Source organism: Candidatus Formimonas warabiya, from assembly GCF_002777255.1.
GTDB lineage: Bacteria > Bacillota > Dehalobacteriia > Dehalobacteriales > Dehalobacteriaceae > Formimonas > Formimonas warabiya.
Genome location: NZ_CP017634.1, coordinates 3,200,166 through 3,212,580, shown reverse-complemented (window position 1 = coordinate 3,212,580; position 12,415 = coordinate 3,200,166). Strand labels below are relative to the sequence as shown.

10 protein-coding genes are annotated in these 12,415 nt (G+C 46.3%); 9 read left to right on the top strand and 1 reads right to left on the bottom strand.

The features are described 5' to 3' along the window. Positions 1 to 57 precede the first annotated feature (57 nt). From DCMF_RS14760 to DCMF_RS14730, 7 genes are all read left to right on the top strand, one after another. Complete coding sequence (locus tag DCMF_RS14760; RefSeq protein ID WP_148135121.1) at positions 58 to 726, top strand: flavodoxin family protein; 669 nt, start codon at positions 58 to 60, stop codon at positions 724 to 726. A gap of 39 nt (positions 727 to 765) precedes the next feature. After that, positions 766 to 2,118, top strand: a complete 1,353-nt coding sequence (locus DCMF_RS14755) for an amidohydrolase family protein (protein WP_148135120.1) — start codon at positions 766 to 768, stop codon at positions 2,116 to 2,118. Between the two features lie 176 nt (positions 2,119 to 2,294). Beyond that, positions 2,295 to 2,873, top strand: coding sequence for an ECF transporter S component (locus tag DCMF_RS14750; RefSeq protein WP_148135119.1), 579 nt, complete (start codon positions 2,295 to 2,297; stop codon positions 2,871 to 2,873). Positions 2,874 to 3,005: 132 nt separating this feature from the next. After that, entirely contained in the window at positions 3,006 to 4,682 is a 1,677-nt protein-coding gene (locus tag DCMF_RS14745; protein WP_214659360.1) for an ABC transporter ATP-binding protein, read from the top strand. Then, on the top strand, positions 4,679 to 5,512 hold the full coding sequence (locus tag DCMF_RS14740; protein WP_148135117.1) for an energy-coupling factor transporter transmembrane component T family protein: 834 nt from the start codon (positions 4,679 to 4,681) through the stop codon (positions 5,510 to 5,512). Before DCMF_RS14745 ends, DCMF_RS14740 begins: the two co-directional genes overlap by 4 nt. 27 nt (positions 5,513 to 5,539) lie before the next feature. After that, positions 5,540 to 6,016: a (2Fe-2S)-binding protein gene (locus DCMF_RS14735; RefSeq protein WP_148135116.1), complete on the top strand. Its 477-nt coding sequence runs from the start codon at positions 5,540 to 5,542 to the stop codon at positions 6,014 to 6,016. Continuing rightward, a complete protein-coding gene (locus tag DCMF_RS14730; protein ID WP_148135115.1) occupies positions 6,013 to 8,259 on the top strand; it encodes a xanthine dehydrogenase family protein molybdopterin-binding subunit in 2,247 nt (748 codons plus the stop codon). Before DCMF_RS14735 ends, DCMF_RS14730 begins: the two co-directional genes overlap by 4 nt. Positions 8,260 to 8,267: 8 nt before the next feature. Here the strand turns inward: DCMF_RS14730 and DCMF_RS14725 are convergent, their stop codons facing one another. Beyond that, a complete protein-coding gene (locus DCMF_RS14725; RefSeq protein WP_148135114.1) occupies positions 8,268 to 9,311 on the bottom strand; it encodes a LacI family DNA-binding transcriptional regulator in 1,044 nt (347 codons plus the stop codon). Positions 9,312 to 9,792: 481 nt separating this feature from the next. Between DCMF_RS14725 and DCMF_RS14720 the strand changes: the two genes are divergently transcribed. Both DCMF_RS14720 and DCMF_RS14715 read left to right on the top strand, forming a co-directional pair. Beyond that, positions 9,793 to 10,827: a BMP family protein gene (locus tag DCMF_RS14720; RefSeq protein WP_148135113.1), complete on the top strand. Its 1,035-nt coding sequence runs from the start codon at positions 9,793 to 9,795 to the stop codon at positions 10,825 to 10,827. A gap of 58 nt (positions 10,828 to 10,885) precedes the next feature. Then, positions 10,886 to 12,397 carry an ABC transporter ATP-binding protein gene (locus tag DCMF_RS14715; RefSeq protein WP_148135112.1) on the top strand — a complete coding sequence of 504 codons (1,512 nt, stop codon included), beginning with the start codon at positions 10,886 to 10,888 and terminating at the stop codon, positions 12,395 to 12,397. Positions 12,398 to 12,415 lie beyond the last annotated feature (18 nt).

Sequence of the window (12,415 nt, the reverse complement as noted above, 5' to 3'; positions counted from 1 at the left end):
AAAAACATTAATAAAATTTTCAAAAATGAAATATGATTTGGCAAGGAGGTGAAAAGTATGGAGGTGAAAATATTAGGGATTAGTGGAAGCATGCGTAAGGACAGCGGTACGGAACATGCTGTGCAAGAGGCTTTAAAGGCTGCCCAAGAAATTGATGCGGATATAACCACGGAGTTTATCAGCCTCAATAGCAAAAAGATCAATACTTGCATTCACTGCGATAGGTGTTTCAAAAAAGGAACCTTGTGTGCCCTGAAGGATGATTTTCAAGAAGTGCAAAAATCATTCTTAGAGGCGGACGGGTTTATCCTGGGCAGTCCGGTTTATAACATGAATGTGACCCCTGTTTTATCCGCATTCATGAGCAGAGTCAGGCCAACTTACTTGGTCCATCCGGGACATTTTACCCGTAAAGTGGGAGGAGCTATTGCTGTGGGAGGGGGGAGAAATGGGGGACAGGAAATGACTATTCTCAATATTCATAACTTTTATCAGACATATGAGATCCTTTGCTGTGGAGGCTCGTTGGCTGAACCGGCCGGGGCGATGCTCTGGAGTAGGGACGGCTCAAGAGAAGGGGCGAAAAATGATGCGCCGGGGAATATGGGAGCAGTCAGAATTGGTAAGAGAGTTGCCCAAACTGCCGCCTTTTTAAAATTTGGGTGGGAGTGCTTCGAAAAGGAAGGAAAAAACATTTATATTACCCAAAAATGGTTTGATTATTGAATTTCTGATCACTGCACAGAACCAAGTCAAAAGAAGGTGATGGCTATCAAAAACACCATACTCATTAAAAATGGTTACATCGTGACGATGAACGGGAAGTCGGAAAATTTTTTGGGAGATATTTTAGTTGAGAATGATCGAATCAAAAAAATTGAAGCAAGAATTGTGGATAGAGCAGATCAAATCATTGATGCATCGGATAAAGTGATCATTCCGGGACTGATTCAAACCCATGTCCATTTATGCCAAACCTTATTTAGAAATATTGCCAATGATTTAGCACTGATGGAGTGGCTTGATATTATTATGCCTTTAGAAAGCTGCCATGATGAGGAGACAGCATATATTTCGGCCAAATTAGGTATTGCTGAGATGTTGAAATCAGGTACAACAACGATCAATGACATGGGAGCTGCGAACTTTGCCACAGAAACAGCGTATGCAGTAAAGGATTTAGGGATCAGAGCCCAACTGGGCCGGACGATTATGGATAGTGATTGGGCCCCGGAATATTTGCGGCACGACACGGAAAAGGGTCTTGTGGAAACGGAAGATTTTATCAATAAGTGGCATGGTCAGGCCGATCATAATATTACTTGCGGTCTGCCGATTCGATGGATTTTAACAACGACCGATCAATCTCTCAAAGGTCTAAAAGATATTGCGGCAAAATACCATGTCCCCATTCATACCCATGCCAATGAAAATCTATCGGAAAATGAAGTCATATTCCAAGAAAAAGGGATGTCCACAATTGAATATTTTTGCAAGCTCGGTTTAACGGACCATAAGCTGCAGATGGCACATTGCATATGGGTATCAGAAAAAGAAAAGCAGATCCTGAAAGAAAATAATATCAGTGTTTTGCATTGCCCATCATGCAACAACAAAGCGGCGTCTGGAATTGCGCCGGTTCCGGAGTACTTGAGTGGCGGCATCAATGTTTCCCTGGGTGCTGATACCGCTGCATGCAATGATAATTTGGACCTATTTGTGGAAATGCGCTTGGCCGCCTTGATGCAAAAACCGAGACTGGGACCTACATCCATTTCGGCTGATGATGTTTTTAAAATGGCCACATCTGAGGGAGCAAAAGCTTTGCTGTTGGATAAACAAATCGGTAGTATTGAGGTTGGCAAAAAAGCAGATATTGTGATTCTAAACCGGAGTATCAGAAATAGCCCTTTTAATATTGACAACGTCATTCCGGCACTCGTATATTCATTTAACGGCAGGGATGTAAATACTACTGTGGTAAATGGAAGAATCCTTGTCAAAGACGGCCGGTTAGTAGATTTTGACGAACACCAATTAATGAAAGAGGCAGAATACGCCATCAAGAAGGTAATTGCAAAAGCCAAAAAACTAAATCGCTACCAGGATAAGAGGTGATGGACAGGATACGAAAATCCTCCTCTATTTCATAGATGAATAGAAGCTGGGCACAAACAATAATACCTCCTACGTGTAACGCTTAATCTATAAGTAGAGAAAGGATCAGAACAACAGGAATTTTTGGGTCAACCAACTGTTCCCCCCCCCAATTTTAATTTTAGGAGGTATTTTAAATGAAATTTAACTATTCTACAAAAGACATCGTTACGTTGATTGTTGTTGGTGTCATTATGGGTATTGTAAGCACTGCCAATGGATTCTTGTTTAGTGCGTTATTCGTTTTACCTTATGGCAATATTATCTCCGGCTTTATTGGATTTATCTGGTACATTGCGGGTCCATTGGTCATGTTTTTAGTTCGAAAACCAGGTATGGCATTTTTAGGAGAAGCTGTGATGGGCGTTATGTCTGTGATCACAGGACATCCTGCGGGTATTGCCATGATGGGTTGGATCGCTCTGGAGGCAATCGGTACGGAACTGCCCTATCTTTGCACAGGATATAAGAAATTCGGTTTGGTTCAAATGTTAATTGGGGCTGAATTAGCAGGATTATTCTCTTATTGGTTTGGGATCTATTTCTACTCAACCTATCAATATGGTTGGCAGGCAGTCTGGTATCCCTACCTGGGATTTGTGGCAATTTCCTGGCTGGGAGGTTTGATCGCTTATTATATTGGCAAAGGATTATTGAAAACAGGGGTGGTAGGCAGCAATTTTGAAGATACAGATCAAACGGGCATCACAAATTAAGAGATTCTAATAGATAGCATGATTTCCCTGGGAAAGCTCTAATTTTCCCAGGGAAATCAAATCGTTGAGGGGGTGTGAAAAATTAGCATCGAAATAAAAGATCTTTCAATAGAATTTACTCTAGGAAAGCCGGTGTTAAACGGTCTTAATCTACAAATCTCCCCTGGTGAATTTATTCTGGTCTTAGGACCCAGTGGTTGTGGAAAGAGTATATTCGGTTTATGCTTTAATGGAATTATCCCCCAGGTGATGAATGCTAGGTGCTATAAAGGTGAAGTATTAATTAATGGAAAAAATCCCTTCTCTACTCCCATCGCGCAAATGGCTACAGAGGTGGGATTAGTGTTTCAGGATCCTGATGCCCAGCTCTGCTGCATGTGTGTGGAAGACGAGATCGTATTTGGCATGGAAAATTTACTGATGCCCAAAGAATTGATTAGAGACAGGCTTGATAATTCATTAAATATGGTGAATTTACAGGAGTATAAAGACGCTTATACCTGGGGACTTTCCGGGGGCCAGAAACAAAGATTGGCAATCGCCTCGGTATTGGCGATGGAGCCCAAGGTACTTGTTTTAGACGAGCCAACATCCAATTTAGATCCTCAGGGGGCCAACGAAGTTATTACCATTCTGAAAAGGATCCGGGAAGAAAAAGAAAATATCTCCATCATTGCCATCGATCATAAGGTAGATGAATTAATCTCCGTTGTGGATAGGCTCATCATTTTTGATCAAGGGAATGCGATTTTAGACGGAAAGCCTCGGGAGATCTTAAAAGAGCATGGCTATGCCCTAAGGGACTTGGGTGTAAATCTTCCCCAAATGGCGGACCTGTTTTTGGATTTGCCTGAGGAAATAAGATCTACGGCAAAAGAGTTCCCTTTAACCATAGATGAGGTTACGGAAGTTTTAACCCCATTTAAAAACCAGTTAGAAGAGGCGGAGAATATTACCGGCATGATTAAATGCCAAATTCCTTTAGTGAAGATCAAAGACGTGATGGCCGGTTATCCCCAAAGAAAAGATGTTTTGAAAGATGTTAATTTAGAAATTAACCGAGGAGATTTCCTGGCCATTATCGGTCAGAACGGTTCCGGCAAAACTACTTTGACAAAATTATTAATCGGTCTGCAGCAACCCTACCGGGGAACCATTACGATTCACGATCAAAATATCGAAAAAATGGATATTGCCCATTTAACTGAAAAAGTGGGCTATGTATTTCAATATCCGGACAACCAACTAATTACCGATACAGTCTATGATGAAGTAGCCTATTCATTAAGATTAAGAAAGACTCCGGAAGAGAAAGTTAATGAGATGGTTAATTATGCCCTAGATACAGTAGGATTAAGTAAAACATTAATGAAAAGGCATCCCTTAACTTTAAGTATGGGTGAAAAAAGACGTCTCAGCATTGCGACGATGTTGACGTTGGATCAGGATTTACTAATTCTGGATGAACCCACGATGGGACTTGACTGGGGTGTACTTTCTTCTATTATGAACCTGTGTGCGGAACTAAATAAGGCGGGCAAGACGATTATATATGTGACCCATGATATGCGTTGTGTGGCAGAATGGGCGAGCAGAGTGGTGGTCATAGACGAAGGTAGGATATGGTTCGACGGTCATCCGGGAGAATACTTTTCCTTGCAAGAGCTGCAGAATAAAACCTTATTAGGCAAACCTTCCATTTGCCGGCTGTCGGAAAAAATTTCTCCCCATCAGAATCGGGTATATTTATCCAATGCCGAATTAATCCAAGCGCTAAAGATTCCGGGGCTGAGGAGGGATGTCTCATGAAAGAAACCATCTTTTCCTATAATTTAAAAAGGTCATTTTTGCACGGCATCGATCCCATCAGCAAGTTAATTTGGCTTGTGATCATTGGCATTCTTGCCATGGTTTTTCAAACTCCCTTCATTCAAATCGCCTTATTTCTATTGCTGATGGGTACGGCAACCATATTGGCTAAGGTTCCTTTTCTCAGTGTTTTTGTAAAATTGAAGCCCATATGGATCCTGGCCTTGATCATACTGGTGATCCAATCCATCGTCATCCAGGGAGATCATCTTTTGGTAAAAATAGGCCCGATTACGGTTTATTTAGAAGGTATGATGGTTGCGGTATCTGTAGGTCTGCGCATGGTCAATATTGCCTTGGGGTCTGTGATTTTTCTGTTTTCCACGCATCCCCGGGATTTGGCGATCAGCGTACACGAGAAATTAGGGTTGCCTGTAAGAGGAACGCAGGCATTTTTCCTGGCCTTGAGATTTTTACCTTTACTGCAGGATGAGTATGAAGATTTGGTTGCAGCCCAAAAAATCAGAGGAGCCGGAGGCTCGAAAAGTTTAACGGAGAAATTTTCCCGGCTCAAACGTTTTACGGTTCCTTTTCTTTTCTGTGGATTGAGAAGAGCTCAAATTACGGCGATGGCAATGGATTCCAAAGCCTTTGGAGCAAATCCCAATAAAAGATATTATCATGAAGTTAATTACCCTTTGTCCGGGAAGATATTTGTATTAGGTTGGATCATCATCATTGGGATATTTTATTACTTAGTTTCGAACGGTTATGTACAAAACATTGAACAGTTAAGATTTGCCTGTGATTATTATCGGTGCCCAGTATGATATTGTGAATAAAAAGGGGACGGGAAAATGGAAGCGGTTTCTCTGGATATTAACGGGAAGACATATCATTTGACTGTAGAAAAAAACTGGACGCTTCTCTATGTGATCAGAGAGGTTTTAAAGTTGACCGGCACCAAATGCGGGTGCAATACCGGCGACTGTGGCGCATGCAAGGTATTGGTGGAGGGCAGGGCGGTAAACTCGTGCCTGATTCCGGCCCGAAAAGCGGCGGGCAAGACCATCCTCACCATTGAAGGGCTATCCCATGCCGACCGTCTGCATCCCATTCAGCAGGCTTTCATCGATGCCGGTGCCGTGCAATGCGGCTTTTGTACCCCGGGCATGATCATTTCCGCAAAAGGATTGCTGGACCGCAATCCCCACCCCACCAGGGCAGAAATTATTGAAGCCATTGACAATAACCTTTGCCGCTGTACGGGCTATGTAAAAATCATTGATGCGGTAGAATTAGCCGCCCGGAGAATGGGGGAGGGAAATAAATGAGCGAACTGCATTATGTGGGCGCCCGGCTGCCGATCCGTGACGCCGCCTTAAAAGTGTCCGGGCAGCTAAAGTATACGGCAGACCTGTTTTTCCCCGGCATGCTGTACGGCAAACTTTTATTCAGCCCCTACGCCCATGCCAGAATTAAAAAGATAGATACCTCCGCAGCGGAAGCGCTGCCCGGCGTCAGGGCCGTGGTATCCTGCTTCAATGGACCGAAAACAGTCTATAACAGCGCCCAGCGTTTTATCGACCACAAGATTCCGGATACAGAATTTGTTTTTCCGGAGGTGGTACGCTTTGTGGGAGACAGAGTAGCGGCCGTAGCCGCCGACGACCTGGAAACAGCCGTAAAGGCAATCAAACTGATCCAAGTGGAATACGAAGAGCTGCCCGCGGTTTTTGACGCGGAAGAAGCGTTGAAACCGGATGCCCCTATTATTCATGCCGGGGGGAATAAGGTAGGGGAATTCCTGGTGCAGGCAGGGAACATAGATGAAGCCTGGAAGCTTGCCGACCATATTTTTGAAGATAAGTATGTATTGCCTGCCGTGAGCCATGTGGCCATCGAGCCTCATGCGGCGGTGGCCCATTATGACGCCGGGGGGAAATTAACGGTCTGGTGCGCCACCCAGAATGCCTTTAATTACCGCATTCTGTTAGGGAAGATTTTTGATCTCCCCTTAAATAAAGTGCGCGTGATCAGACCGGCTATCGGGGGCGCCTTCGGGGGCAAGCTGGAAATGACCATTGAACCCGTGGCGGCTCTCCTGGCCAAATTGACGGGCCGGCACGTCAAGCTGGAATTAACCCGGAAAGAGGTCTTCTTATCCACCCGGACCAGAACCAGTGCCGTGGTGTCTGTCAAGACCGGGGTAAAGAAAGACGGCACCTTAATTGCCCATGAGATGAAAGTGATCGCCAATACAGGGGCTTACGCATCCAGTGCTTTGAATGTGGTGGGTGCCATGAGCCATAAAATTTTTAAGATGTATCAAATGCCTCATGTGCGCTTCGTGGGCATTCCCGTCTATACCAATTTGCCCATTGCCGGCGCCATGAGAGGCTATGGTTCTCCCCAGGCTTTTTATGCCCAGCAGGTACATTTTCGGCGCATTGCCCAAACCCTGAACCTGGATTTTGTAAAATTCCAGCTGAAAAATTTAGTGGAGCCGGACAGCTGCGAACCCATGCACGGCAACCCTATGGGCAATCCCCGCCCCATGGATTGTGTCGCCAAAGGAGCACAGGCCTTCCGCTGGTTTGAAAGAGATCTTTCTCAGGATCTGGGCGGGAAAAAAAGAGGGATCGGCATGGCGGTAGGCTGCCACGGCAACGGCTGTTTTGGCGTGCACCGGGACTACACGGCCTTGATTCTGAAAATGAATGAGGATGGCTCGGCAGTTTTTTATACCGGCACCCATGATATGGGAAATGGCACCGTGACGGCGGAAACCCAGATTATCGGCGAGGTTTTGGGCATTCATCCTGACCGTATTGAATGCATTGAAGCGGATACGGACACCGTGCCCTGGAATTTAGGGGACTATGCCAGCCGGGGCGTCTATGTTTCCGGCCATGCCGCCAAAAAGGTAGCGGAAAATGTGAAAAATCAGCTGATTCAGACGGCCGGAAAAATGCTGGGCCTCCCTGGCGAAGAATTGACATTGAAAAACGGCTTTGTGGTGAGCGGGAACAATCCGGACAGAAAAGCCGGCCTGAGCGATGTGATTATCTTTGCCCAAAAGGAAGAGCAGAGAGATATGATCGCCGCGGAATCCTTCAGTGACCCTTTTGGACCTTATTCCTACGGCGCCCATTTCGCCGAAGTAGAGGTGGATGAGGAAACCGGCAAAGTCCGGGTCTTAGATTATTTGGCGGTGCATGATGTAGGCAAGGCCATTAACCCCATGTACGCGGAAGGCCAGGCGGAAGGCGGGATCCAGATGGGGATTGGCTATGCCCTAACGGAAGAATTGACCTATGATGAGAAAGGAAAAATGACCTGCCCCCATCTGAAAAAGTATCACATGGTGAAGGCGTCTCAGATGCCCAGAACCCGGGTAATGCTGATTGAGGAAGGAGAAGAGTCTGGGCCCTATGGGGCCAAGAGTATTGGTGAATGCGCTACGGTGCCGTCCGCACCTGCCGTCGTCAATGCGGTATGCAATGCCTTAAACATCAACCCGGATCAGTTTCCCTTAACACCGGAGAGAATTAAGGAGTATCTCATCAAAAAGTGAGCGCTATTTTATTTTTTCGGTGGTGCCGTAGAAGCACGGGTGATCAGTGTCACGGCATACTTAATCTCTACGGCCGGCCGCTGGGGGTCCTGGATCCTGGCGAGCAATGTTTCCGCCGCCTGTTTCCCCATGGCCAGGGAGGAGGCATCCAGGGTCGTTAAGGGGGGATTGAATTCCGCGCTGCCCGGTTCATTATTAAAACCGATCACGGAAACATCCTCAGGAACTTTCAAGCCCAGATAGCTGGCCGCGCCAATGGCCCCTAAAGCCATGGTATCGGTGATGGTAAAAACTGCGCTAGGAGGCTCCTTTAAGGTCAGAAGCTTGATCATGGCATCCCAGCCCCCCCGGGAAGTCCACATGCCTTGCTCCACGTATCCTTCCTTGATGGTCAATCCCAAGTCGGACATCGCTTTATGAAAAGCCTGGAGCCGTTCCTGGCTGGTGATGCTGGTGGCATCCCCAATAATCGCGGCGATTCTGGTGTGGCCGAGATGAAAGAGATGGGTGCACGCTGTTTTAACGCCTTCATCCAAATTGAGCAGCAAGGAATCAATTTTTTGGGACGGATTGCTCCGTTCCACTAGTACCTTGGCCATCTTTTCCGGTAATAATTGGGTAGGGGGTGTACCGCCGGCCGAGCTGACGAAAATGACGCCGTCCACCCAGTGCTGGCGTAAGGAACTGCAAATAAACCTTTCCTTGGCCCGGTTCTCATCGGAGCTAAAAATGATCAACCCGTATTGGGTGTTTTTTTCTTCCAGGGCTGTTTGAACCCCGTGGGTAAAGTTGGCAAAGGCCAGGTTGGAAATGCTGGGCACCAGTAAGGCAACGGTTTTGCTGTGGGAGGTCTGCAGTCCCCGACCGAAAGGATTGGGCTGGTAATCCAGCTTTTTAATGCAGTCAAATATTTTCTCCTTGGTTTCCTCGCTCAGAATTTCGGGATGATTAAGGGCCCGGGATACGGTGGAATGGGATACCCCTGCCAGAGCAGCCACATCTTTGATCGTGGCCGGCCGGTCTAAAGAAAACGGATGCTTCTTTTCAGTCACGCGGGAATCCTCCAAAAAAATTTTTAGAATTTGATCGGCACATTAAATCATGAAAGTGAAGCAAGTTCTTAATTTAGGTGAAATTTCATGAGGCTGTACCTATCAATGTTAACGTTTGCATAAAAAGAATAAAGCCATTCCCTCATCTTGTCAAGTTTTATCTTTCATGAACTGATCAAGCAATAAATAAGCGGAGCAAGTTCTTAATTTGAAAAAAACATCATTAAGTAGGTAATGCTGTCTAAATAGTGCATAATACAGCGGAACGTGACGGTAAAAAAACTGCACACGTGGGCAGGATAATTCTTCATAAAATCGAAATCTACGGGTAAAAAAATACTGATTATTTGACCATAGAATGAACACGTGTTCAGAATACGCCTTGCCAAAGGGCACCAGGACACCAGTGATCTGAGAAATCCCAAAGGAGAGGAGGGTGGTCGGTTAAAAATCGGGAGCAAAAGTTTAGGGGGGAGGGAAAATGATGAAATGTAAAAAAAGCAACCTGATGATCACTTTTTTGGTGGGCTTTGCTTTAATCTTGCCTTTCCTGTTAACCGCGTGTGCAGGACAAGAAAAAGATGGGAAAGAAGACAGTGAAAGTACGGGGAAGGAACCTTTGAAAGTTGCCTTGCTTCTGGACGGCAATATTAAAGACGGGGGATGGAACCAACTTCCTTATGAAGGCTTGATGAAAGCGGTAAATGAATTGGGCATCGTGGGAGACTATACGGAGCTGATCCCGCAAAATGAGATTGTAGCCGTGATGCGGGACTATGCCAACAAGGGCTATGATGTGATTATTGCCAACGGATATACCTTCAGTGATGCTTTGCTGCAGGTTTCCGAAGAATACCCGGACATTAAATTTATCGGCACCAACGTGCCCAATGCCGGACCCAATTTAGCTACGGCCCGAATCCAGTATGGGGTCAATGGAGATTTAGCGGCCCTGTTGCTGGGTACGATGACAAAAACCAAAAAGGTAGGCTATGTTTGTGCCGTTGAGTCTCCCCAGATGGAATGTGAAGTAGGCAACATGAAGAAAAAATTGCAGGAAATAGACCCGGAAATTGAACTCAAGGGCGTCTATACCGGCGACTGGTCCGACGTGAATAAAGCCAAACAAGCAGCCACCTCTTTGGCGGATGACGGCGTTGACATCATCATCAACAATATTGACGGGGCCACTGCAGCCGTAGCCCAAATGGCAAAGGAAAAGGGCATCCACGTGGTGGGCTGGTCCGGCGATGAAGTCGGTCTTGATCCGGACACCATCCTTACCAGCATGCTGATTAGAAATGACATCGTCGTCTATGCGGCGATCCAAAAAATCCTGGCCGGAGGATATACGCCGGGGCAGTCCATCCAATTCGGCCTGGACAGCGGGGCCCTTGGCTTCGGCACATTCGGCAATGCCGTCAGCCAAGAGACCATTGAGATGCTGAAGAAGGAAACGGAAGGAATCATGAACGGCACGATTCAAGTAAACACCGCAGTGAACGGGTGGGATTAGAATACGGGCAGCAGGAAGAAGGAGGATCCTCCTTCTTCCTGATCCAGGAGAGAAATGTATGAAGAAACTGGAGATAGTTGGTTTAACGAAACAATTCGGCGATATAGCCGCCAACGATGGGGTTGATTTTGATTTAAATGAAGGGGAAGTACATGCCATTATTGGAGAAAACGGGGCCGGCAAAACCACTTTGATGAAGTGCATTTACGGGCTCTACGCTCCGGACGGGGGAGAGATCTTCTATGAAGGCAAAAAATTTAGTTTCCATAGCATTCATGAATCCATAAAAAATGGCATTGGCATGGTGCATCAGCATTTTATGCTGGTACCCAATATGACGGTATTAGAGAATATTATGCTGGGGCTAAAATCAGAGCGGGCCCCATTTTTGGATCAAAAGAAGGTATCCGCCCAGGTGACCGGCCTGATGGAAACTTACCAGATCAGGGTTGAGCTGCATCAGGAAATCAGAAACCTTTCTGTGGGGGCCCAGCAAAAAGTGGAAATCCTCAAAGCCCTTTACCGGAAAAGCAGTCTTTTAATTCTTGATGAACCCACAGCGGTTTTAACTCCCCAAGAAATTGAGGAATTGTTTGCCTTTATTCGGCAGTATACCGGAAAGGGAAATGCCGTGGTTTTGATTACCCACAAATTAGACGAGATCCTGGAAATATCGGATCGCATCACCGTGATGAGAGCAGGTAAAAGCGTGGGGACCTATCAGCGGAAAGAGATCAAGGACAAAAATGAGCTGGCCGTAAAAATGGTCGGAGAAAACATTGAGCTGCTTGTAAAAAAGGAAAAGACAGGACGGGATTCCCGGACCCCGGTGTTGCAGGTAAAGAATTTAGTGGTCAAAGACAATAGAGGCCTAAGGGCCGTGAACGGGGTTACTTTCAACTTATATCAGGGAGAAATTGTCGGGGTGGCCGGTGTGTCGGGAAATGGTCAGACCGAGCTGGCGGAAGCCTTAGCGGGACTGAGAAAGCCGGGGGCAGGGAGCATGATGCTGGGGGAAGAGAATATTAGTACTTTAAACCCCAGGGAAAGGCAAAAAAGAAACATTCGGTATATCCCTGAGGACCGGCACAAACACGGGTTAATCCTGGATTTCTCCGTAAAAGACAATTTACTGCTGGGCAGATATTATCAAGAACCCTGTTCTAGCGGGGGAAAATTAAATCATACCTATAATGATTCCTTTGCCCGGAAAAAAGTAGAAGAATACCATGTGTTGACACCGGACGTAAACGCCCGTGCCGCCCACTTATCCGGGGGAAACCAACAAAAATTAATCTTAGCAAGGGAACTGGCTGTTCCGCCCCAAGTGCTCATCGCCGCCCAGCCCACCCGGGGGTTGGATGTAGCCGCGACAAAATTTGTGCAGAGATGGATCCTGAAACAGAAAGAAGCCGGGACCGCCGTATTGTATATATCTACGGAGCTGGAAGAAATATTTGACATGAGTGACCGGATCATGGTTTTGTACCATGGAGATATCGTGGGCGTGTTTGATGCCGGCGCCGTGGATCTTTGGACCGTGGGCTTGCTGATGGCGGGGCGCCGGTAAAGACAGGGGGTGAGGAAA

Coding starts and splice junctions, on each gene's coding strand:
- DCMF_RS14760 (WP_148135121.1), top strand. CDS start 58: ATGGAGGTGAAAATATTAGGGATTAGTGGAAGCATGCGTAAGGACAGC.
- DCMF_RS14755 (WP_148135120.1), top strand. CDS start 766: ATGGCTATCAAAAACACCATACTCATTAAAAATGGTTACATCGTGACG.
- DCMF_RS14750 (WP_148135119.1), top strand. CDS start 2,295: ATGAAATTTAACTATTCTACAAAAGACATCGTTACGTTGATTGTTGTT.
- DCMF_RS14740 (WP_148135117.1), top strand. CDS start 4,679: ATGAAAGAAACCATCTTTTCCTATAATTTAAAAAGGTCATTTTTGCAC.
- DCMF_RS14735 (WP_148135116.1), top strand. CDS start 5,540: ATGGAAGCGGTTTCTCTGGATATTAACGGGAAGACATATCATTTGACT.
- DCMF_RS14730 (WP_148135115.1), top strand. CDS start 6,013: ATGAGCGAACTGCATTATGTGGGCGCCCGGCTGCCGATCCGTGACGCC.
- DCMF_RS14720 (WP_148135113.1), top strand. CDS start 9,793: ATGATGAAATGTAAAAAAAGCAACCTGATGATCACTTTTTTGGTGGGC.
- DCMF_RS14715 (WP_148135112.1), top strand. CDS start 10,886: ATGAAGAAACTGGAGATAGTTGGTTTAACGAAACAATTCGGCGATATA.